Source organism: Streptomyces sp. NPDC051684 (assembly GCF_044453445.1).
In the GTDB taxonomy this organism is placed as follows: domain Bacteria; phylum Actinomycetota; class Actinomycetes; order Streptomycetales; family Streptomycetaceae; genus Streptomyces.
The window spans coordinates 81,048-103,603 of record NZ_JBITCS010000011.1 but is presented as its reverse complement, the minus strand read 5'-3'; the positions used below and the strand labels follow the sequence as shown (position 1 = coordinate 103,603).

18 protein-coding genes are annotated in these 22,556 nt (G+C 70.2%); 6 read left to right on the top strand and 12 right to left on the bottom strand.

Going from position 1 to position 22,556, the window contains the following annotated elements; translation table 11 throughout:
- Window positions 1-3 precede the first annotated feature (3 nt).
- From tal to pgl, 4 genes are read left to right on the top strand one after another with little or no spacing between them, the layout of a single operon-like run.
- Window positions 4-1,122: a transaldolase gene (tal, locus tag ACIA8D_RS15765; RefSeq protein WP_399232375.1), complete on the top strand. Its 1,119-nt coding sequence runs from the start codon at window positions 4-6 to the stop codon at window positions 1,120-1,122.
- A 4-nt stretch (window positions 1,123-1,126) separates the two neighbouring features.
- A complete protein-coding gene (gene zwf / locus ACIA8D_RS15760; RefSeq protein WP_399232373.1) occupies window positions 1,127-2,662 on the top strand; it encodes a glucose-6-phosphate dehydrogenase in 1,536 nt (511 codons plus the stop codon).
- Window positions 2,659-3,735 (top strand): glucose-6-phosphate dehydrogenase assembly protein OpcA, encoded by a 1,077-nt coding sequence (opcA, locus tag ACIA8D_RS15755; RefSeq protein WP_399232371.1) that lies wholly within the window; start codon window positions 2,659-2,661, stop codon window positions 3,733-3,735. Before zwf ends, opcA begins: the two co-directional genes overlap by 4 nt.
- Before the next feature lie 10 nt (window positions 3,736-3,745).
- Window positions 3,746-4,525, top strand: coding sequence for a 6-phosphogluconolactonase (pgl, locus tag ACIA8D_RS15750; protein ID WP_399232369.1), 780 nt, complete (start codon window positions 3,746-3,748; stop codon window positions 4,523-4,525).
- A gap of 48 nt (window positions 4,526-4,573) precedes the next feature.
- Here the strand turns inward: pgl and ACIA8D_RS15745 are convergent, their stop codons facing one another.
- From ACIA8D_RS15745 to uvrC, 12 genes are all read right to left on the bottom strand, one after another.
- Window positions 4,574-5,062, bottom strand: a complete 489-nt coding sequence (locus ACIA8D_RS15745; protein WP_399232367.1) for a DUF2087 domain-containing protein — start codon at window positions 5,060-5,062, stop codon at window positions 4,574-4,576.
- A 76-nt stretch (window positions 5,063-5,138) separates the two neighbouring features.
- The gene (gene pgi, locus ACIA8D_RS15740) at window positions 5,139-6,806 is read right to left on the bottom strand and encodes a glucose-6-phosphate isomerase (RefSeq protein WP_399232581.1); all 1,668 of its coding nucleotides are present in this window, start codon (window positions 6,804-6,806) and stop codon (window positions 5,139-5,141) included.
- A 592-nt stretch (window positions 6,807-7,398) separates the two neighbouring features.
- Window positions 7,399-7,734, bottom strand: a complete 336-nt coding sequence (locus tag ACIA8D_RS15735; protein ID WP_003976875.1) for an RNA polymerase-binding protein RbpA — start codon at window positions 7,732-7,734, stop codon at window positions 7,399-7,401.
- A 230-nt stretch (window positions 7,735-7,964) separates the two neighbouring features.
- Entirely contained in the window at window positions 7,965-8,195 is a 231-nt protein-coding gene (gene secG / locus ACIA8D_RS15730) for a preprotein translocase subunit SecG (RefSeq protein WP_306322637.1), read from the bottom strand.
- 131 nt (window positions 8,196-8,326) lie between these two features.
- Window positions 8,327-9,082, bottom strand: coding sequence for a triose-phosphate isomerase (tpiA, locus tag ACIA8D_RS15725; protein ID WP_399232579.1), 756 nt, complete (start codon window positions 9,080-9,082; stop codon window positions 8,327-8,329).
- 39 nt (window positions 9,083-9,121) lie between these two features.
- Window positions 9,122-10,333 carry a phosphoglycerate kinase gene (locus tag ACIA8D_RS15720; RefSeq protein WP_399232365.1) on the bottom strand — a complete coding sequence of 404 codons (1,212 nt, stop codon included), beginning with the start codon at window positions 10,331-10,333 and terminating at the stop codon, window positions 9,122-9,124.
- A 169-nt stretch (window positions 10,334-10,502) separates the two neighbouring features.
- Window positions 10,503-11,513, bottom strand: coding sequence for a type I glyceraldehyde-3-phosphate dehydrogenase (gap, locus tag ACIA8D_RS15715; RefSeq protein ID WP_399232363.1), 1,011 nt, complete (start codon window positions 11,511-11,513; stop codon window positions 10,503-10,505).
- A gap of 193 nt (window positions 11,514-11,706) precedes the next feature.
- Complete coding sequence (locus tag ACIA8D_RS15710) at window positions 11,707-14,667, bottom strand: M14 family zinc carboxypeptidase (RefSeq protein WP_399232362.1); 2,961 nt, start codon at window positions 14,665-14,667, stop codon at window positions 11,707-11,709.
- Window positions 14,668-14,849: 182 nt separating this feature from the next.
- Window positions 14,850-15,875, bottom strand: coding sequence for a DNA-binding protein WhiA (gene whiA, locus ACIA8D_RS15705; RefSeq protein ID WP_399232360.1), 1,026 nt, complete (start codon window positions 15,873-15,875; stop codon window positions 14,850-14,852).
- A complete protein-coding gene (gene yvcK / locus ACIA8D_RS15700) occupies window positions 15,866-16,903 on the bottom strand; it encodes a uridine diphosphate-N-acetylglucosamine-binding protein YvcK (protein WP_399232358.1) in 1,038 nt (345 codons plus the stop codon). The genes whiA and yvcK overlap by 10 nt, the downstream gene beginning before the upstream one ends.
- On the bottom strand, window positions 16,900-17,949 hold the full coding sequence (gene rapZ / locus ACIA8D_RS15695; protein WP_399232356.1) for an RNase adapter RapZ: 1,050 nt from the start codon (window positions 17,947-17,949) through the stop codon (window positions 16,900-16,902). Before rapZ ends, yvcK begins: the two co-directional genes overlap by 4 nt.
- A gap of 92 nt (window positions 17,950-18,041) precedes the next feature.
- Window positions 18,042-20,138 (bottom strand): excinuclease ABC subunit UvrC, encoded by a 2,097-nt coding sequence (uvrC, locus tag ACIA8D_RS15690; RefSeq protein WP_399232354.1) that lies wholly within the window; start codon window positions 20,136-20,138, stop codon window positions 18,042-18,044.
- A gap of 196 nt (window positions 20,139-20,334) precedes the next feature.
- Between uvrC and ACIA8D_RS15685 the strand changes: the two genes are divergently transcribed.
- On the top strand, window positions 20,335-21,285 hold the full coding sequence (locus tag ACIA8D_RS15685; protein ID WP_399232352.1) for a hypothetical protein: 951 nt from the start codon (window positions 20,335-20,337) through the stop codon (window positions 21,283-21,285).
- Between the two features lie 254 nt (window positions 21,286-21,539).
- On the top strand, window positions 21,540-22,478 hold the full coding sequence (locus ACIA8D_RS15680; RefSeq protein WP_399232351.1) for a carbohydrate kinase: 939 nt from the start codon (window positions 21,540-21,542) through the stop codon (window positions 22,476-22,478).
- Window positions 22,479-22,556 lie beyond the last annotated feature (78 nt).

Here is a 22,556-nt window from a genome sequence, read left to right as displayed (position 1 = left end):
TCCATGACAGACGCACTGAAGCGCCTCTCCGAGGAAGGCGTCGCGATCTGGCTGGACGACCTGTCGCGCAAGCGGATCACGTCCGGCAACCTCGCCGAACTGATCGACGAGCAGCACGTCGTGGGCGTCACGACCAACCCGTCGATCTTCCAGAAGGCGATCTCGCAGGGCGACGGCTACGACCAGCAGCTCGCTGACCTCGCCGCCCGGAAGGTCACCGTCGAAGAGGCCATCCGCATGATCACGACGGCGGACGTCCGCGACGCCGCCGACATCCTGCGCCCGGTCTTCGACGCGACGGGCGGCCAGGACGGCCGCGTGTCGATCGAGGTCGACCCGCGCCTGGCGCACAACACCAGGGCGACGGTCGCCGAGGCACGCCAGCTCGCGTGGCTGGTGGACCGGCCGAACACGCTGATCAAGATCCCGGCGACCAGGGCGGGCCTGCCCGCGATCACCGAGACGATCGGCAACGGCATCAGCGTGAACGTGACGCTGATCTTCTCCCTCGAGCGCTACCGCGAGGTCATGGACGCCTACCTCGCCGGCCTTGAGAAGGCGAAGGCCAAGGGCCTGGACCTGTCGACGATCCACTCGGTCGCCTCGTTCTTCGTGTCCCGCGTGGACACCGAGATCGACAAGCGGATCGACGCGCTCGGCACGGACGATGCCAAGGCGGCGCGCGGCAAGGCCGGCCTGGCCAACGCGCGGCTCGCCTACGAGGCGTTCGAGGAGGTCTTCTCCTCGGACCGCTGGGCCGCGCTCGACAAGGCGCAGGCCAACAAGCAGCGTCCGCTGTGGGCCTCGACCGGCGTCAAGGACAAGGCGTACAAGGACACCCTGTACGTCGACGACCTGGTCGCGCCCGGCACGGTGAACACCATGCCGGAGGCCACCCTCGAGTCGACGGCCGACCACGGGCAGATCACCGGGAACACGATCGCGGGCACGTACGACCAGTCCCGCAAGGAGATCGAGGCCGTCGAGAAGCTGGGGATCTCCTACGACGAGGTCGTGCAGCTTCTGGAGGACGAGGGCGTCGACAAGTTCGAGGCGTCCTGGAACGACCTGCTGAAGTCGACCGAGGCGGAGCTCAAGCGCCTCGCCCCCTCGGAGGGCTGATCCCTTGACCGCACACGGAGCGAACAGCAATCCGCTCCGTGACGCCGCAGACCGACGGCTCCCGCGCATCGCGGGGCCGTCGGGTCTGGTGATCTTCGGCGTCACGGGCGATTTGTCCCGTAAGAAGCTGATGCCTGCCGTTTACGACCTCGCGAACCGGGGTCTGCTCCCGCCCGGCTTCTCGCTCATCGGGTTCGCCCGGCGTGAGTGGCAGGACGAGGACTTCGCGCAGGAAGTGCACGACGCGGTCAAGCAGCACGCCCGCACGCCGTTCCGCGAGGAGGTCTGGCAGCAGCTCATCCAGGGGATGCGCTTCGTCCAGGGCAACTTCGACGACGACGACGCGTTCGAGCAGCTCAAGGCGACCATCAACGACCTGGACAAGTCGCAGGGCACGGGCGGCAACTTCGCGTTCTACCTCTCCGTACCCCCCAAGTTCTTCCCGCAGGTCGTGCAGCAGCTCAAGAAGCACGGCCTCGCGGACGGCTCGAACGACTCCTGGCGGCGCGCCGTCATCGAGAAGCCGTTCGGCCACGACCTCGCCTCGGCCAAGGAGCTGAACGCGATCGTGCACGAGGTGTTCGACCCGGACCAGGTGTTCCGGATCGACCACTACCTCGGCAAGGAGACGGTCCAGAACATCCTGGCGCTGCGCTTCGCGAACCAGATGTTCGAGCCGATCTGGAACCGGTCGTACGTCGACCACATCCAGATCACGATGGCCGAGGACATCGGCATCGGCGGCCGTGCCGGCTACTACGACGGCATCGGCGCCGCCCGCGACGTCATCCAGAACCACCTCCTCCAGCTGATGGCGCTGACCGCGATGGAGGAGCCCGCCTCCTTCGACGCCGACGCGCTCGTCGCCGAGAAGGCCAAGGTCCTCGGCGCCGTGAAGCTGCCGAAGGACATCGGCAAGGACACGGTGTTCGCGCAGTACGCGGCCGGGTGGCAGGGCGGTGAGAAGGCCGTCGGCTATCTCCAGGAAGACGGCATCGACCCCAAGTCGAAGACCGACACGTACGCGGCCGTGAAGCTGGAGGTCGACAACCGCCGCTGGGCGGGCGTGCCCTTCTACCTGCGCACGGGCAAGCGGCTCGGGCGACGCGTCACCGAGATCGCCGTCGTCTTCCAGCGGGCGCCGCACTCCCCCTTCGACCACACGGCGACGGAGGAGCTGGGCCAGAACGCGATCGTGATCCGCGTCCAGCCGGACGAGGGCATCACGGTCCGCTTCGGCTCCAAGGTGCCGGGCACGTCGATGGAGATCCGCGACGTCTCGATGGACTTCGCGTACGGCGAGTCCTTCACGGAGTCGAGCCCCGAGGCGTACGAGCGGCTGATCCTGGACGTCCTGCTGGGCGACGCCAACCTCTTCCCGCGCACGGAGGAGGTCGAGCTGTCCTGGAACATCCTCGACCCGATCGAGCAGTACTGGGACAAGCACGGCAGGCCCGCGCAGTACCCGTCCGGCACGTGGGGGCCCGCCGAGGCGGACGAAATGCTCGCACGAGACGGACGGAGCTGGCGCCGGCCATGAAGATCGATCTCACGGACACCACCTCCAGCAAGATCAACAAGGCGCTCGTCAAGGGCCGCCGCGCCATCGGCACACCCGCCGTCGGCATGGTGCTCACCCTCGTCATCGTCACCGACGAGGAGAACGCCTACGACGCCCTGAAGGCCGCCAACGAGGCCTCGCGCGAGCACCCCTCGCGCACCCTCGTGGTCATCAAGCGCGTCTCCCGCTCGCCCCGCGACCGCACGAAGTCCCGGCTCGACGCCGAGGTGCGGGTCGGCGCCGAGGCGGGCACCGGCGAGACCGTCGTCCTGCGCCTGTACGGCGAGGTCGTCAACCACGCCCAGTCCGTCGTGCTCCCGCTGCTGCTTCCGGACGCCCCCACGGTCGTCTGGTGGCCCGTGGACGCGCCGCTGGACCCCGCGAACGACCCGCTCGGCGCGCTCGCCCAGCGCCGCGTCACGGACACCTACGCGGCCGAGCAGCCGGTCCACGAGCTGGAGGCCAGGGCCGAGTCCTACGCCCCCGGCGACACGGACCTGTCGTGGACCCGGATCACGCCGTGGCGCTCCATGCTGGCCGCCGCGCTCGACCAGGTGACCTGCGACGTCACCTCGGTCGAGGTCGAGGGCGAGGAGTTCAACCCGAGCTGCGAGCTGCTCGCGATGTGGCTCGCGGACCGGCTCGACGTCCCGGTGCGGCGCAGTCTGTCGGCGGGCCCGGGCCTGACCGGCGTACGCATGGAGTCCACCTGCGGCCCGATCGTCCTCGACCGGGCCGACGGCACCCTCGCCACGCTCTCCATCCAGGGCCAGCCGGACCGCGCGGTCGCGCTCAAGCGCCGCGAGACGTCCGAGCTGATCGCGGAGGAGCTGCGCCGCCTCGACCCGGACGACACGTACGCGGCCGCGCTGCGGTTCGGCGTGGACCGTCTTGGCGAGCCCGAGGAGCAGAAGACGGTGCCGGATTCGGTGTCGTCGGCGGCCTCGGCCGCTCCCGCGGCGGCGCCCGCCCAGAAGGCGGCCGCGAAGAAGGCACCGGCCAAGAAGGCCCCTGCCAAGAAGGCTCCGGCCAAGAAGGCAACGACGAAGTGAGCGCAGACAAGTGAGTGCAGCACCCCAACTCGTCGTCCACCGCGACAAGGAGCTGATGGCGCAGGCGGCCGCGGCCCGGCTGATCACCAAGATCGTCGACGCCCAGTCCGCCCGCGGCTCCGCCTCCGTCGTCCTGACGGGCGGCCGCAATGGCAACGGACTGCTGGCGGCGCTGAAGGCGGCGCCCGCCCGCGACGCGATCGACTGGGGCCGCATCGACCTGTGGTGGGGCGACGAGCGCTTCCTGCCGGACGGCGACCCCGAGCGCAACTACACGCAGGCGAAGGAGGCCCTGCTCGACGCGGTGCCGCTGGACCCCGCGCGCGTGCACCCCATGCCCGCGTCGGACGGTCCCTTCGAGGCGGACGCCGCGGCCGAGGCGTACGCGGCCGAACTCGCCAACGCCGCGGGGCCCGAGGACCACGGCCCCGTGCCGACCTTCGACGTCCTGATGCTCGGCGTCGGCCCGGACACGCACGTCGCCTCCCTCTTCCCGGAGCTCCCGGCGGTCCGCGAGACGGAGCGCACGGTCGTCGGCGTGCACGGCGCCCCCAAGCCCCCGCCGACCCGCACCACGCTCACGCTCCCGGCGATCCGGGCCGCACGCGAGGTGTGGCTGCTCGCCGCGGGCGAGGACAAGGCGCGGGCCGCCGCGATCGCGCTGTCCGGCGCGGGCGAGATCCAGGCCCCGGCGGCGGGCGCGTACGGTCGCTCGCGCACGCTGTGGCTGCTCGACGCGGCCGCGGCCTCGCAGCTGCCGCCGGAGCTGTATCCGCCGGCCGTCGCGTAACGACGCCTCACGTAGGCACATGGGCCCCGCTTCTTAAGAAGTGGGGCCCTACGCGTGCTGCGGCACCCGGTAGTCCGAGCCGTCCTTCTCGCGTACGAGCAGGCCGTCGATGACGCAGTAGCGGCGCAGCGCGGCCGTGTCGTCGTGGACCGTGCGCAGCGCCTCGTTGACCTCGCGCTCGCTGTAGGTGCGCTCGGCGTCGAAGAGGGTGCCCGTGAGGTGGACGAGGAGGTCGTGCCGGACGGTCGGGCGTACCGGTATGGCGGTGAGGCGGCCCCGGGAGAAGAACCCGGTGAGGTGGCGGGGCACCCCCGTGGTGGAGTCGGCGGCCCGGTGGTGGCGGAAGATCTCGGGACCGGCCCGCAGCGAGCCGTCGTCGAGGCGCTGGACGAGTCCCGCGGCGATCAGCTTGCCGAGGTGCTTGCGGGCCACCGGGGAGTCGGCCTCGCGGGGCGGCAGGTCGTCGAGGACGATGCGCGCGTAGAGCCTGAGTCGTTCGGGGTCGGCGAGTGCCGACATGAGCTGGCCGTTGGTCATCAGGGGGCTGCCTCCCGGCTGGGTCACGGACGGGCAGTCTCACCCGCCGGAAGGACTTTGCGCACCCCAATAATGCTTAACGTCCCCGCAGCTCCCGGTACTTCGCGACCAGCGCCGTCGTCGACCCGTCGAGCCCCGGCACCTCGGCGCCCTCGGTGAGCGCCGGCTCGACGCGCTTGGCGAGCACCTTGCCGAGCTCGACGCCCCACTGGTCGAAGGAGTCGATGTTCCACACGGCGCCCTGCACGAACACCTTGTGCTCGTAGAGGGCGACCAGTTGCCCGAGCACGGACGGCGTGAGGTTCTTCGCCAAGATCGTGGTCGTCGGGTGGTTGCCCTTGAACGTCTTGTGCGGCACCAGCTCCTCCGGCACCCCTTCGGCGCGCACCTCGTCGGGCGTCCTGCCGAACGCGAGGGCCTGGGTCTGCGCGAAGAAGTTGGCCATCAGGAGGTCGTGCTGGGCGACGAGCCCCGGCAGCAGATCGGCGACGGGTTCGGCGAAGCCGATGAAGTCGGCCGGGATCAACTTCGTTCCCTGGTGGATGAGTTGGTAGTAGGCGTGCTGCCCGTTGGTGCCGGGCGTGCCCCAGACGACCGGCCCGGTCTGCCAGCCGACCTCCTCGCCGTCGCGCTGCACGTACTTGCCGTTGGACTCCATGTCGAGCTGCTGGAGGTACGCCGTGAACTTGGAGAGGTAGTGCGAGTACGGCAGCACGGCGTGCGACTGGGCGTCGTGGAAGTTGCCGTACCAGATGCCCAACAGGCCCATCAGCAAAGGCACGTTGGACTCGGCGGGCGCCGTGCGGAAGTGCTCGTCGACGAGGTGGAACCCGTCGAGCATCTGGCGGAACGCGTCCGGGCCGATGGCGATCATCAGCGCCAGGCCGATCGCGGAGTCGTACGAGTAGCGTCCGCCGACCCAGTCCCAGAACTCGAACATGTTGGCCGTGTCGATGCCGAACTCCGACACCTTCTCGGCGTTCGTCGACAGCGCCACGAAGTGCTTGGCGACGGCTTCCTGACCGGCCCTCAGCTCGGTGAGCAGCCAGTTGCGCGCGGACGTCGCGTTGGTGATCGTCTCGATCGTGGTGAAGGTCTTCGAGGCGATGACGAACAGCGTCTCGGCCGGGTCCAGGTCCCGTACGGCCTCGTGCAGGTCCGCCCCGTCGACGTTCGACACGAAGCGGACGGTGAGCGCGCGGTCGGTGAAGGAGCGCAGCACCTCGTACGCCATCGCGGGGCCGAGGTCGGAGCCGCCGATGCCGATGTTCACGACGTTCTTGATGGGCTTTCCGGTGTGCCCGGTCCACTCCCCCGACCTGACGCGGTCGGCGAAGGCGGCCATCTTGTCGAGCACGGCGTGCACGTCCGGCACCACGTTCTCGCCGTCGACCTCGATCACGGCGTCGCGCGGGGCGCGCAGCGCGGTGTGCAGGACGGCCCGGTCCTCGGTCGTGTTGATCTTCTCGCCGCGGACCATGGCGTCGCGCAGGCCGAACACGTCGGTCGCGGCGGCCAGCTCGCGCAGCAGCCGCAGCGTCTCCTCGGTGACCAGGTGCTTCGAGTAGTCGACGTGCAGGTCACCGACCTGGAGCGTGTACGCGGACCCGCGTCCGGGCTCGGCGTCGAACAGCTCGCGCAGCCCCGTACCGGCGAGCTGCTCCCGGTGCTTGGCCAGCGCCTGCCAGGCGGGCGTCTGAGTGAGCCGCGGACGGCTTCCGGCTTGGGCGTCGAACGCGTTCATGTCGGACTTCAGCCTTCTCTCGTACGTGTGCACGTGAGCGCAGTACCGCGCTGCCGAATCCCAACCTAAGGGATCGGCGGGGTCCTCTCCTGCGGAGCGGAGCGGACCCCGCCGGGGCGCCCTACTCCTCGGCGTCGAGCGCCTCGCCGATGCCGGCCGCGGGCGCCCCCCGGGCCCGTTCGATCCGGACGTGATGTCGCGCAGCGCGTCACCGAGGCCGTAGACGGCACGGACGTGGGGCGGGAGGCCCTCGCTCGCGGGGGCGCGGTCCGGCTGCCTATGCAGTCGAGGTGCTGGACTCACCCGAACGAGCGGACACGATCAGGGAGTTGACGTCACACATCCCGCTGTTCGCCGCCGAGCAGTCCCTGCTGCCGCGGCCGGCTGTAACCACCTCAGCCCGATCTTTCAAGCCCCGCCGGCGCTTGAGCAGCGGGGTCCCGCGCAGAGCCGATCTTTCAAGCCCCGCCGGCGCTTGAGGCGCGGGGCCCGGGGCGGAGCCCCGATCTTTCAAGCCCCGCCGGCGCTTGAGCAGCGGGGCCCGGGGCAGAGCCCCGCGGCCGCAACCCCGGCGCCCGCAACGAGACACGCCTCAGATCTCGCCCCGCAACTTCGCAAGCGCCTCCGCCAAAATCGCCTCACCATCCGCATCACTGCGCCGCTCCCGCACATACGCGAGATGCGTCTTGTACGGCTCCGTACGCGGCGGATCCGGCGGATTGTCCCGGTCCTGCCCGGCAGGGAATCCGCAGCGCGGACAGTCCCAGGTCTCCGGCACCTGCGCGTCGGAGGCGAAGCTCGGCTGCGTCTCGTGCCCGTTCGAGCACCAGAAGGAGATGCGCAGGCGCGGCGCGGACTCGCCGCGCTCGGCCTCGCCCATCGGCCCCGCCCCGACCCGACTTCCTCGGATCGCGTTGCCACTTGCCACGGTCGTAACTCCCTGCGTAATGGTGCCGCGAAGCGTGTCGGCGTTCGAGCTTCGCCGCGGAGCGCCTCAGTCTACGTAAGGCCCAACGCGCGTCCAGTGCTTGGAGTTACATCGCTCCCCAGACGCAAGCCCCATGATAGGCCGCGTTGTTGAGCGCGTACCGAACATGGGGCTTTACGTGAGAGATATGCGGTTGTGGCGGGCCGACCCACGAGGCCGGATCCCGAAAGTCAGTTGTTGATCTTCATCAGAATGCCGAGCACAACGATGCACGCGAACCACAGGAGACCGACCACGATCGTGATCCGGTCGAGGTTCCGCTCGGCAACCGAGGAGCCGCCGACGGAGGACTGCATGCCGCCACCGAACATGTCGGAGAGGCCGCCACCCTTTCCCTTGTGCATCAGCACAAGGAGCATCAGCAGCAGGCTGAAGACGATCAGGGCGATCGAGAACCCCATAACCACGGCTGGACCAACTTCCTCGGACTTATTTGTCGGACTTCTTGGGACGACGGAGCCGAAGCTCGGCAAAGAGCCTCGGCCCCGCAAGGGTACGACGTATGGCGCCTAGCGCCTACTCGCTGCTCCGATCACTGCTCGTGGAAGCGAACGATCTTGACGAACTCGTCCGCGTCCAGCGAGGCGCCGCCGATCAGCGCGCCGTCGATGTCGGGCTTGGCCATGATCTCCGCGACGTTCCCGGACTTCACGGAGCCGCCGTACTGGATGCGGATCTTGTCGGCGACGTCCTGCGAGTACAGGTCGGCGAGCTTGCCGCGGATGGCCGCGCAGACCTCCTGCGCGTCGTCGGCGCCGCACACCTTGCCGGTACCGATGGCCCACACGGGCTCGTAGGCGATGACGATGGTCTCGGCCTGCTCGGCGGGCAGGTCCTTGAGGCCGCCCTCGACCTGGCTGAGCGTGTGGGAGACGTGGTTGCCCGCCTCGCGGACGTCCAGCTCCTCACCGACGCACAGGATCGGCGTGAGGCCGTGCTTGTACGCGGCCTTCACCTTGCCGTTGACGATCTCGTCCGTCTCGTCGTGGTACTGGCGGCGCTCCGAGTGGCCGATCGCCACGAAGGTGCACTTCAGCTTGGCGAGCATCGGGCCCGAGATCTCACCGGTGTACGCGCCGGAGTCGTGCGCCGACACGTCCTGGGCACCGTACTTGATCTTCAGCTTGTCGCCGTCGACCAGCGTCTGCACGGAGCGCAGGTCGGTGAACGGCGGCAGGACGGCGACCTCGACGGCGTCGTAGTCCTTGTCCGCGAGAGCGAAAGCGAGCTTCTGGACGTGCGCGATGGCCTCGAGGTGGTTGAGGTTCATCTTCCAGTTGCCCGCCATCAGCGGCGTGCGGCCCTGTACGGGAGCAGTCATGCGGGGTCAGTCCTCCAGTGCGGCGAGACCGGGCAGCGTCTTGCCCTCGAGGTACTCGAGGGAGGCGCCACCGCCGGTCGAGATGTGGCCGAATGCCTTCTCGTCGAAGCCCAGGGTACGGACCGCGGCGGCGGAGTCTCCGCCGCCCACCACGGTGAAGCCGGGAGCGTCGATGAGGGCCTGGGCGACCGCCTTGGTGCCCTCGGCGTAGTCGGGGTGCTCGAAGACGCCCATCGGGCCGTTCCAGAAGACGGTCTCGGCGTCGGCGAGCTTCGAGGCGTACAGCTTGCGGGTCTCCGGGCCGATGTCCAGGCCCTCTTGGTCGGCCGGGATGGCGTCCGCGGCGACGGTCGAGGGGTTGGCCGGGGTCTTGCCCTTGAGGTCCGGGAACTCGGCCGAGACCAGGACGTCGACCGGGAGCACGAGCTCCACGCCGTTCTTCTCGGCGCGCGCCATGTACTCGGTCACGGTCGGGATCTGGTCCTCCTGGAGGAGCGAGATGCCGACCTCGTAGCCCTTGGCCTTGAGGAAGGTGTACGCCATGCCGCCACCGATGAGGAGACGGTCGGCCTTGCCGAGCAGCTGGTCGATGACGGCCAGCTTGTCGGAGACCTTGGCGCCGCCGAGCGCGACCACGTAGGGGCGCTTGACGTCCTGGGTGAGCTTCTTGAGGACGCCGACCTCGGTGGCGATGAGGTAGCCGGCGTAGTGCGGCAGCCGCTTCGGCAGGTCGTACACGGAGGCGTGCTTGCGGTGCACGGCGCCGAAGCCGTCGCCCACGTAGACGTCCGCGAGGTTCGCGAGCTGCTCGGCGAAGTCGCCGCGCTCCGCGTCGTCCTTGCTGGTCTCGCCGGCGTTGAAGCGCAGGTTCTCGATGACGGCGACCTGGCCGGGCTCCAGGCCGTCCACGGCCTCGTTGGCCGCGGGGCCGACCGTGTCCTGGGCGAAGGCCACCGGCTTGCCGAGCAACTCGCCGAGGCGCTCGGCGGCGGGCAGCAGGGAGAACTGCGGGTCCGGGGCGCCCTTGGGGCGGCCCAGGTGGGAGGCGACGATCACCTTCGCGCCGGCGCCGACGAGGGCCTGCACGGTGGGCAGGACGGCGCGGATGCGGCCGTCGTCGGTGATGAGGCCGTCGGCCAGCGGCACGTTGAGGTCGGCGCGGACGAACACCCGCTTCCCGTCGACCCCTTCGGCGAGAAGTTCCTCAATCGTCTTCATGGATGGGCTCCTTGAGAGGGCTGGTCGTGCACGTTTTCGAGAAGGGCGAGCCTTGAAGGCTGAGCCGTGGCGGCTGACGCGCGAAGGGTCCGGACTGTCGCGCGGCATCGCGCGGGTCCGGACCCTTCGCTCACATCTGAGTGCCTTGCTGCTCCAGAACCTTAGAGGTTCAGAGCTGGCCGCCGACGAAGACCGTGAGGTCGACGAGACGGTTGGAGTAGCCCCACTCGTTGTCGTACCAGCCGAGGATCTTCACCGTCTTGCCCTCCTGGACCATGGTCAGGGAGGAGTCGAAGGTGCAGGAGGCCGGGTCGCTGACGATGTCCGAGGACACGATCGGGTCCTCGGTGTAGTACAGGATGCCCTTGAGGGCGCCGTCGTCGGCGGCCTTCTTGAACGCGGCGTTGACCTCGTCCTTGGTGACCTCGCGCTGCAGGTCGACGACCAGGTCGGTGGCCGAGCCGGTCGGGACCGGGACGCGCATCGCGATGCCGTCGAGCTTGCCCTTGAGCTGCGGCAGGACCAGGGCGGTGGCCTTGGCGGCACCCGTCGTGGTCGGAATGATGTTCTCCGCGGCGGCCCGCGCGCGGCGCAGGTCGCTGTGCGGGAAGTCCAGGATGCGCTGGTCGTTCGTGTACGCGTGGACCGTCGTCATGAGGCCCTTGACGATGCCGAAGTTCTCGTCGAGCACCTTCGCCATCGGCGCCACACAGTTGGTGGTGCACGACGCGTTGGAGATGACGTTGTGCTTCGCCGGGTCGTACTGGTCCTGGTTGACGCCCATCACGATGGTGATGTCCTCGTCCTTGGCCGGAGCCGAGATGAGGACCTTCTTGGCGCCGCCGGCGATGTGCTTCTCGGCGTCCGCCTTCTTCGTGAAGATGCCCGTGGACTCGATCACGATGTCAACGCCCAGCTGGCCCCACGGGATGTCGGCGGGGTTGCGCTCGGACAGCACCTTGATGGTGTGGCCGTCGACCGTGATGGTGTCCTCGGTGTGCGACACCTCGGCCTTGAGGCGGCCCAGGATGGTGTCGTACTTCAGGAGGTGTGCGGTGGTCGCGGTGTCACCCAGGTCGTTGACAGCCACGATCTCGATGTCTGCACCCTGGTCAAGGAGGGCGCGGAAATAATTGCGACCGATGCGGCCAAAGCCGTTGATGCCTACGCGGATCGTCACGAACCGATCTCCTCGTTGGTACGCCGGAGTATCGACGCCGGCGAGATTTATTTGGGATGTCCCCGACCGCCTCCGACCCTACCTCCCATAAAGCCTTGGGGTGACATCGAGCGACTCTATGTAGGGCACAGCGGCCCGTACTGGCGAGTAACGTACGGGCCGCCGTGTATTTCGCGGGTAATTCAGACCCCGTTCAGTCGCTAATTGAGCGCAGGGCCTTTCGGATGAGCGCATTTCGATCGGCGGCCGCGGTGACATGTTCAAGGCCGAATCCGAGCAGCACCGTGTCCGGAGTGCGGATCGCCCCGTAGGTCGTGAACAGGTCCTTGGCGAGCGCCCAGTCCTTCACGGCGGGCGGGCTGCCCGCGGGCGGCCCGGGCACCTTCCAGACGCCCAGCGACGTCTCGAAGTCCTCGGTCTCGGTGGCCTGTCCCCCGATGACGACGGAGGCGTTGTCGGCGCGCACGCCCTCGCCTCCGGTGCCGGGGTCGCTCACGTAGCTCAGGGACACCTCGACGGTCTTCCCCGCGTAGGCGCTCAGGTCGTACGTGACCGTCTTCCAGTCGTCCGAGGAGCCGGTGAGGCTGTTCCACTGGCCCGAGGTGCCGGTGTTGCCGCAGGCGGCGCCGTCCGGCGTCAGGTAGCGGGTGAGCGCCGGGTGGTCCTGGATGAAGAACCCGGCCTCGCACTCGGTGGGCACCTTGTTCGACGTGTAGCCGTCCCGGTCGGGCAGGGTCGTCCAGTCCTCCGCGCCGGTGGTGTGCGCCTCCAGGATCGCGTGGTCGTAGCCCGGCTCGGTGTCCCACAGGAGCTGCATCCGCAGCATGGGCTGCTGGGCGGCGGTGACCTGGGTGAGGTCGATGGTGCGGGTCAGGCGCTTGTACGCGTCGTCCGTGTGGACGGCCGCCGCCATGCCCGCGCCCTCGTACTGGCCCGCTCCCGCGCTGGTGAACTGCGGCAGCGTGGCCGAGGTCGCCTCGTACAGACCCGCGCCGTTCAGCGGGTTGCCGGGGGCGTCGCCGAGCGTCGCGGCGATCCCGTCGAGGGCGCCGGAGCTGTCGAAGCGGGTCGCCACGGGAGAGGCCGTGCGCGAGTAGGCGCCCAGGTAGTACTGGCTGAAGTCGTTCGTCGTGGTGTCGCCGATGTCGACGGAGCCGCCCGCCTTCTCACCGGCCTCGACGAGCTTGCCGCCCTCGTTCAGGTAGTCGCGGACGGCGAGTTGGGTGGCGAGGGCCGGCCGGTCCGCGCTCGTGTAGTGGACGACCGCCTTGAAGTGGCCGAGGACCGCGAGGGGGTCGGGAGCGCCCTGCTCCGCGACGTTCCAGACGACCGGGGAGCGGCCCGCCGCCTTGAGCGCGTCCACGTAGGCGCCCGTCTGCACACCCGCGGCGTCGTTCTCGGCGACGACAAGGGTGTCTCCCTTGTCGCGTGCGGCGACGGTGTAGGTGAAGTGCTCGCTACTTGTGCGCTTTCCGGATTTCGTCCGCCCCGTGAACCACACCTCCACCTTGTCGCCCACATCGGCGTCCTCGACCTTCGCCCGATAGGCGTCGAAGTGCAGATTGTCGTCGCCTCCGTAGGTCTCGCCGCCCTTCCAGGCCCGCAATTCCTCGTCGTGCGAACGGCCGCCATTGATGCGGTAGTTCAGCTCCTTGTCACGCACCGACTTCCGTGCGATCACGGAGACTTCCTGGTCGGCACCGCGCGCGTACGAAGTGGTGAACTTCGCCGGGGTGAAGTCGGGCGCCTCCATGCCGACCGATGACGACGGCTGGTCCGGGTGCGAGGCGGTCTCGGCGACGGAGAGCGCGAAGGGGATGTTCTTTTCGAACTCGGCCTGGATGAGCTTCTCGTCGTCCGGGAACGTGAAGACCGACGCGCAGTCGCCGGGGTTCCAGGCGTCGTTGGGGTCGACGTTCGACGCCGTCTGGCAGGTGCTCATCTCGGGGGTGAACATCGAGACGCCGTTGACGTTGCCGGCGTGCCCGTCGGCCTCGCCGTTCGTCGTGTACAGCTCCGAGGAGACCTGCGGGTGGTAGCCGGGTATCGCGGACTTCTCCGGGGTGCCGGCGAGCGCCTTGTAGAGCACGTCGTCCGGGGTCGGCGTGGCGACCTGCCAGCCCACTCCGTAGAGCAGCAGTTCGGCGGCGGAGTGGTAGTTGATGGCGTAGTCGAAGCCGACGCGCTTCTCGAAGGCGTCGACGGCCTTGGTCTCCGGCTCGGAGTTCGGGCTCGCGCCGCGGTAGGTCTGGTTGGCGGGCTCGGGTGACGAACCCTCGTCGTCGTAGCCCCACTTGTAGGCGAAGTTGCGGTTGAGGTCGACGCCGTCGCCGGTGGTGATCTTTCCGTCGCCGTTGTTGTCGCGCATGTTCTTGCGCCACTGGCGGTTGGCCGCGTCCTTGAACGTCCAGTCGTAGCCGTCGGGGTTCGCGGAGAGGACGAACCACATCTCCGTGGAGTCGACGAGCTTCTTGATGCGCGCGTCCTTGGAGTAGTTGTCCACGTAGTGGTGCATCAGGCGGCGGGTCGTCTCCGGGGTGATCCACTCGCGCGCGTGCTGGTTCGACATGTAGAGCACGGACGGCTTCGCGCCGTCCTTGGTCTTCTTGGCGTTCTTGCTGAGCTTGAGCGCGAGGATGTCCTGGCCCTGGACCGTCTTGCCGATGGAGACGACCTTGGTGAGGTCGGGGTGCTCCTGGCCGGTGCGCAGGATCTCCTCCTGGAGGCCGCCCTTGCCGCTGTACGGGCGGAAGACCCCGTCGCCCGCGGCCTTCACGCGGGCCGTGGCCTTGGCGGTCAGCTTGTGCTCGGTGAGCTCGACGCCCTTCTTGCGAAGGCCCTCGGCCTGCTTGTCGGTGAGGTAGACCTCGACCTTAGCGGTGCCCTTGTCCGGCGCCTGCTCACTCAGTTCGTGGCTGTCCTGGCCCGCCTGGAGGAGCAGCGGTATCTGGTCCTTCGACACCTCGGCGCGGAACACCTTGACGGCGTCCGCGCCTGCACTGCTCTTCGCCGGGTCGTCGTCCGCGTGGGCGACGGGCGCCAGTGCGGCGCCTCCCACCCCCAGGACGAGCGCTCCGACAGCGAGGATCGATCTCGCTCGTCGTCCCGCCCCGTTCCCAGTGTGTTCCGTTCTTCGTCCCACACTTCGTCGCATGAGCCCCCCTTGCAGTTGTCTGCCACGGTTGTGGCGCGATGCCGCAGAAGCGAACAAGCGCCAGACTCGTGACCGTTCATGGTCAAGTCAAGGGGGCCTCAACGCCCGTTCACAGACAGGGAAAAGCCGGTGGCGGCGCCCTTTGGGGCGCCGCCACCGGCTCGTCGAGGAGGTGCCGCGGGTCAGCCCGCCATGTTCTCCGCGAGGCTCTGTGCCATCTCCTCGGTCATCTCCTCCGCCATGTCCTCCGTGATGTTGGACTCCGTGCCGGGGATGCCGAGGTCCTGGGCCCGCTTGTCCGCCATGGCCAGCAGGCGGCGGATCCGGCCCGCGACGGCGTCCTTGGTCAGCGGCGGGTCGGCGAGCGCGCCCAGCTCCTCCAGGGATGCCTGCTTGTGCTCCATGCGCAGCCGTCCGGCCGCGGCGAGGTGCTCGGGCACGTCGTCCGCGAGGATCTCCAGGGCGCGCTGCACCCGGGCGCCGGCCGCGACCGCGGCGCGGGCCGAGCGGCGCAGGTTCGCGTCGTCGAAGTTCGCGAGGCGGTTCGCCGTGGCGCGCACCTCGCGGCGCATCCGCCGCTCCTCCCAGGCCAGCACCGACTCGTGCGCCCCCATACGGGTGAGCAGGGCGCCGATCGCGTCGCCGTCGCGCACCACCACGCGGTCCACGCCGCGCACCTCACGGGCCTTGCCCGCGATCTGCAGCCTGCGGGCCGCGCCGACCAGCGCGAGGGCCGCCTCGGGGCCCGGGCACGTCACCTCCAGCGAGCTGGAGCGCCCCGGCTCGGTCAGCGAGCCGTGCGCCAGGAACGCGCCGCGCCAGGCCGCCTCCGCGTCACAGGTGGCCCCCGAGACCACCTGGGGCGGCAGGCCCCGGATCGGCCGGCCGCGGCCGTCCACCAGACCCGTCTGACGGGCCAGCTGGTCGCCGCCCGCCACCACTCGTACAACGAACCGCGAGCCGCGGCGCAGCCCGCCGGGCGCCATCACGATCAGCTCCGAGCTGTGCCCGAAGATCTCGAGAATGTCCCGCTTGAGCCGCCGTGCGGCCATCGCGGTGTCCAGCTCCGCCTCGATCACGATGCGGCCGCTCACCAGGTGAAGGCCGCCCGCAAACCGCAGGATGGCCGAGACCTCGGCCTTCCTGCAGCAGGTCCGGGTGACGGGGAGCCGGGAGATCTCGTCCTTCACCGCTGCCGTCATCGCCATGGGCCGATCCTTCCATGCATCCGAAAAATACGGTCGTACGCGGCGGCCAACAGCTCCGGGTCGTGCCTCGGAGTGCCGTCGGGCCTGGCCACCGGCGCCAGCTCGACCGCGGCACCGAAACGCTCATGCGCGGTTTCGGTCAGGGACTCACGATCGGGCACGGCGGCCTCGTCGGCCAAAACCACGTCCAGGGCGAGTTTAGGGGCGTGTCGTCCCAAAACTTCCAAATGACGCTGCGGGGAGAACCCCTCAGTTTCTCCGGGTTGCGGAGCGAGGTTGAGCGAGAGGACCTTGCGGGCCTTCGTCTCGATCAGCGCGTCGAGCAACTCCGGGACCAGCAGATGCGGAATCACGGAGGAAAACCAGGAGCCCGGGCCGAGCACCACCCAGTCCGCGTCGAGCACCGCGGCGACCGCCTCCGGGACGGCCGGCGGGTCGTGCGGCACCACGTGCACGGACTGGACCTCGCCGCGGGTGAGCGCGACCGTGGCCTGTCCGCGGACCGTCTCGATGTCGTCCGGGCACTCCGGGTCGTGCCCCTTGACCTGGGCCTGGAGCTCCAGCGGGACGGCGGACATGGGCAGCACGCGCCCCTGTGCGCCGAGCAGCTTGCCGACCAGGTCCAGGGCCTGCACATGGTCGCCGAGCTGCTCCCACAGGGCGACGATCAGCAGATTGCCGACCGCGTGCTCGTGCAGCTCGCCCTTGGACTGGAAGCGGTGCTGGATGACGCGGGCCCAGGTCTGGCCCCAGTCGTCGTCCCCGCACAGCGCCGCCAGCGCCTTGCGCAGGTCGCCGGGCGGCAGCACGCCCAGCTCGTCCCGCAGGCGGCCGCTGGAGCCCCCGTCGTCGGCGACCGTGACGACGGCTGTGAGGTTGTTCGTGATGCGGCGCAGCGCGGCCAGGGACGCCGAGAGCCCCATGCCGCCGCCGAGGGCGACGACCTTGGGTGTGGCTCCCTTGCCCGGCTTCACCGGTGAGGTTCTGCGGCGGATCCTGCTGGTGAGCCGCAGGGTGCGTCCCGTCATTCCCGTCCCATGTCGCGATGGACGACCACGGTCTCGACGCCCTGCGCGGCGAGGCGGGCGGCGAGCTTCTCGGAGGTCGCGACGGAGCGGTGCTTGCCGCCCGTGCAGCCCACGGCGATCGTCACGTAGCGCTTGCCCTCACGGCGGTAGCCGGCCGCGATCAGCTGGAGCAGCTCGGTGTAGCGGTCGAGGAATTCCTTGGCGCTGGGCTGCGAGAAGACGTAGTTCGACACCTCCTCGTTGAGCCCGGTGAAGGGGCGCAGCTCGGGGACCCAGTGCGGGTTCGGCAGGAAGCGCATGTCGACCACGAGGTCGGCGTCGACCGGCAGGCCGTACTTGAAGCCGAACGACATGACGGTGGCCCGCAGCTCGGGCTCCTCCTCGCCGGCGAACTGGGCGTCCATCTTGGCGCGCAGTTCGTGGACGTTGAGGCTGGAGGTGTCGATGACCAGGTCGGCGTCGCCTCGCAGCTCGCGCAGGAGCTCGCGCTCGGCGTCGATGCCGTCGACGATCCGGCCGTCGCCCTGGAGGGGGTGCGGACGGCGCACGGACTCGAAGCGGCGCACCAGAGCCTCGTCGGAGGACTCCAGGAAGACGATGCGCCGCGTGACGTTCTTGGCCTCCAGGTCGGCGAGGGACTGCCGGAGGTTGTCGAAGAAGCGACGTCCGCGGACGTCGACGACGACCGCGATCCGCGCGACGTTGCCCTGCGAGCGGGCGCCGAGCTCCACCATGGTGGGGATCAGCGCGGGTGGCAGGTTGTCGACGACGAACCAGCCGAGGTCCTCCAGGCACTTCGCCGCCGTGGAGCGGCCCGCGCCCGACATCCCGGAGATGATCACCAGCTCGGGGATGGCGGCGTCGGGGACGCCCGGCGCCTCGACGGACTTGCCGGCGGCCGCGCCGGAGTCCGCGTCCGTGCCGGTTTCCGTGCCCGTGCCCGTGCCGGTGTCCGCGCCCGCGCCGGATTCCGCGCCGGTCTCCGGGGCCGTGCCCGCGCCTGGTTCCGTGCCTGGCCCTGTCCCTGATCCGGTGCCCGTGCTCACGTGTGCTCCGTGCTGTGGTTGCGGCTGCTGTTCTGGTGCTGCGGGGCGCTGTGGCGTGCCGCCGGTGTCACTGCTCTCGTGGTCCTGCTCGCTCATGGCTCCTGCCCCCGTCGTTCTTCCGGGGCGCCCGCGCTGACGGGTTCCCCGTCGGTCGGCACGTCCGTCGTACCGGCCTCGTCTTCAATGATCTCTCCGGTGGCCGTGTTCACCGCGGGAGCGGCGGGCGCGGCCTTGGCGAAGGCCGCCACGATGGCCTCGGCCGTCTTGCGGCCTATGCCTGGCACCTCGCAGATCTGGTCGATGGTGGCGGCCCGCAGCCGCTTCACCGACCCGAAGTGCTTGAGCAGCGCCTGCTTGCGCGAGTCCCCGAGCCCCGCCACCTCGTCCAAGGGGCCCGCCCGGAAGCGCTTGGCCCGCTTGGAGCGCTGGTAGGTGATCGCGAAACGGTGCGCCTCGTCGCGCACGCGCTGGAGCAGATAGAGCCCTTCGCTGGTGCGGGGCAGGACCACCGGGTCCTCCTCGTCCGGCACCCAGACCTCTTCGAGGCGCTTGGCGAGGCCGCACACCGCGATGTCGTCGATGCCCAGCTCGTCGAGGGCCCGCTTGGCCGCGGCGACCTGCGGCTGCCCGCCGTCGACCACCACGAGCTGCGGCGGGTAGGCGAACTTCTTGGGGCGGCCGTCGTCCTCCGTGAGACGCGACTCCTCGACCACCGTCCCGTCGGCACTCGCGGCGCCCTCGGCGACGGCGGCCTGGTCCGGCTCCTCGTCCGACCAGTCGCGCGACTTCTCCTGTGCGGAGAGGTACCGCTTGAAGCGGCGGGTGATGACCTCGTGCATGGACCGGACGTCGTCCTGGCCCTCGAAGCCCTTGATCTCGAAGCGGCGGTACTCACTCTTGCGGGCCAGGCCGTCCTCGAAGACGACCATGGACGCCACGACGTCGTCGCCCTGGAGGTGCGAGATGTCGTAGCACTCGATGCGCAGCGGGGCGCTGTCCAGGTCGAGGGCCGCGGCGATCTCCTCCAGCGCGCGCGAGCGCGTGGTGAGGTCGGAGGCGCGCTTCGTCTTGTGCAGGACGAGCGACTGCTGCGCGTTCCTGTGGACCGTCTCCATGAGCGCCTTCTTGTCGCCGCGCTGCGGGATGCGCAACGACACGTTCGCCCCGCGGCGCTCCGTGAGCCAGGCCTGGACGGGCTCCAGGGGGTCGGGCAGCGCGGGGACGAGGACCTCCTTGGGGACGGCGTCCCCGGTCTCCTCCCCGTAGAGCTGCTGCAGCGCGTGCTCGACGAGGTCGCCGCTGGTGACCGCCTCGACCTTGTCGGTGACCCAGCCGCGCTGGCCGCGCACGCGTCCGCCGCGCACGTGGAAGATCTGGACGGCCGCCTCCAGCTCGTCCTCGGCGAGGGCGACGAGGTCGGCGTCGGTGGCGTCGGTGAGGACGACCGCGCTCTTCTCCATGGCCTTCTTGAGCGCCTCGATGTCGTCGCGCAGACGGGCCGCCCGCTCGTACTCCATCTCGTCGGCCGCGGCGGCCATGTCCTTCTCCAGGCGCCGGATGTACGTCCCCGTGCGCCCCGCCATGAAGTCGCAGAACTCCTCGGCCAGTTCGCGGTGCTCGTCCGGCGTGACGCGGCCGACGCAGGGCGCCGAGCACTTGCCGATGTAGCCGAGCAGGCAGGGCCGGCCGGTGCGCTCCGCGTTCTTGAACACGCCCTTGGAGCACGTGCGCACCGGGAAGACGCGCAGGAGCAGGTCCACGGTGTCGCGGATCGCCCACGCGTGCCCGTAGGGACCGAAGTAGCGCACGCCCTTCTTCTTCTGGCCGCGCATCACCTGAACCCGCGGGAAGTCCTCGTTCATCGTCACCGCGAGGTACGGATAGCTCTTGTCGTCGCGGTACTTGACGTTGAACCGGGGGTCGTACTCCTTGATCCAGGAGTACTCCAGCTGCAGCGCCTCGACCTCCGTGGACACCACCGTCCACTCCACGGACGCGGCCGTGGTGACCATCGTGCGCGTACGCGGGTGCAGGTTCGCCAAATCCTGGAAGTAGTTCGCCAGGCGCTGGCGCAGGCTCTTCGCCTTTCCGACGTAGATCACTCGGCGGTGCTCGTCGCGGAACCTGTACACCCCTGGGGAGTCGGGGATCTGTCCCGGCTTGGGGCGGTAGCTGGAGGGGTCGGCCATGTCAGACACCCTACTGGCGGTGTGTGACAGTTCGGGGTGCCCTGCGGCGGTGGCGCCCGGCTCACGGCGGTACGCGGCCGTCCGCGGCGCCCGACGCCCCTGCGTGTCCGCGCGGTGGCGGTCAGTGTGGTGCGCATCGAGGCTTGTCGGGCGGGGGTCAACACGCTTCAATGCCGGGTGACTTGAGGCGGTGAGCATGCGGCTCGACGAACGACGGACCGAAGCGGTCCGGGCGCCGAACCTGGAGGCCGCGTTGCGCTCCGGACCGTTCAGCAGCGCCCTGCGGGCGGCGATCGCCGCCCGGCGGCTGCCCCTGCACCGTGTGCGCCATCACCTGGCACGCCGGGGCGTCCACATCGGCGTCACCAGCCTGAGCTACTGGCAGCAGGGCGCGCGGCGGCCGCAGCGCCCCGAGTCGATGCGGGCCGTGCGCGCCCTGGAGGAGATCCTCGAACTGCCCGCGGAGTCGCTGATCCGGCTGCTCGGCCCGACCCCCGAGGCGGCCGTGCGCGAGCGCCGGGCGGGCCGTTCGTACGGCGCGCTCACCGAGGCGTCCGGGGCCGTCGAGCGGCTGCTCGCGGAGCTGGGGTGCCCGCCGGACGGCGGACTGCACACCGTCGGGCACCACGAGCGGGTGCGGATCGGCGCGCAGCGGCAGCTCCTCGGCAAGGACTCGCAGCAGATCGTGCGGGCGCACCGCGACGGTGTGGATCGCTATATGGCCGTCCACCATGGCGATCCGGGGTGCACCCCGGCGGATGTGGCGGTCTGCGCCATGGAGAACTGCCGTGCGGGGCGGGTGCGCTGGGACGAGGGGACGGGCGTCCTGGTCGCGGAGCTGCTCTTCGACGCGCGGCTGCGGGCGGGCGACACCCATCTGTTCCACTACGGCTTCGAGGACGGGACGGCCGGTTCCGCCTCCGAGTACGTGCGCGGATTCGGCTTCTCCGGAGGGCAGTACGCGCTCCAGGTCAGGTTCTCGGACGACGCGCTGCCCGTACGCTGCCACCGCTTCGCCCAGCGGTCGGCCGCGGCCCCGCGCGACGGCCGCCGCGACCTCGCGCTGAGCGGCACCCATCGATCCGTGCACGTGGTGGAGCCGCAGGTGCGGGCCGGGCTCGTGGGGATCGGCTGGGACTGGGAGTGAACCGTGCCGGGTTCGGGGCGTACGTGTCCTTGGCACGGGGAGGGCCGTGCCCCGGTCCAGGGGGCGTTTACGTACCCGGGTCCAGGGGGCGTACGTGCCCGGGTTCAGCGGCGTATGTGCCCGGGTGCGCGGTGTGCGTGCCCGGTTCGGGTGAGGCGGGTGCCGCGGAGCGTGTGAGGCTCTAGCGTCGGCGGTGCCCGCGGGTGGCCCCCTGCTCGCCCACCCGCTCGCCCACCTGCTCGAAAGGACACATCGTGATCGTCGTCGCCGGAGAGGCTCTGATCGACCTCGTCCCGCAGGGCGTGCCCACCGGCGGCGGCCCCGCCACCGGACTTCCCGACCTCGCCCCGCGGCTCGGTGGCGGCCCGTACAACACGGCGGTGGCGCTCGGCCGCCTCGGCTCGTCCGTCGCGTTCTGCTCCCGGGTGTCGCGGGACGCCTTCGGGGAGGCCCTGCTCGGCGGCCTGCGGGCGGCCGGGGTGGACGTGTCCCCGGTGCAGCGGGGCGACGAACCGACGACGCTCGCCGTGGCCTCCATCGGAGCCGACGGCTCCGCCGCGTACTCCTTCTACGTGGAGGGGACCGCCGACCGGCTCTTCGCGGCGCCCGAGGCGCTGCCGGCGGGCACGCGCGCGGTGTCGTTCGGCACCTGCTCGCTGGCCCTCGAACCGGGCGCCACCGCGTACGAGGACATGATGCGCTCGGCCGCCGCGCAGGGCGTGTGCACGGCGCTCGACCCGAACATCCGGGCCGGCCTGATCCCGGACGCGGACGCCTACCGGGCCCGCTTCAAGAACTGGCTCGCGTCGACGACACTGCTGAAGCTCTCCGAGGACGACGCCGAGTGGCTGGGCGGCACGCCGCAGGAGTGGCTGGCCGCGGGCCCCGCCGCCGTGGTGCTCACGCGCGGCGGGGAGGGGCTCACCGTGCTCACCCGCGACGGGGGCGAGTACTCCGTGCCGGGCGAGCGGGTCGACGTCGTGGACACGATCGGTGCCGGGGACACCGTCAACGCCGCGCTGCTGCACGGTCTTTCGCACCAGGACGCCCTCTCCCCCGCCGCGATCGCCGGGCTCGACGGTGCGGGCTGGTCCCGGCTGCTGGGGTTCGCCGCGCGGGCTGCGGCGGTCACCTGCTCACGGGCGGGCGCGGAGCCGCCGTACGCCGGCGAGGTGGCGGACCCCGCCCGGTGAGGTGCCGCTGAACGCACGGCGCCCCGTGGGAAGTTCCCACGGGGCGCCGTCGCGCGCGTACCGGCGAGGCCGGGCCTG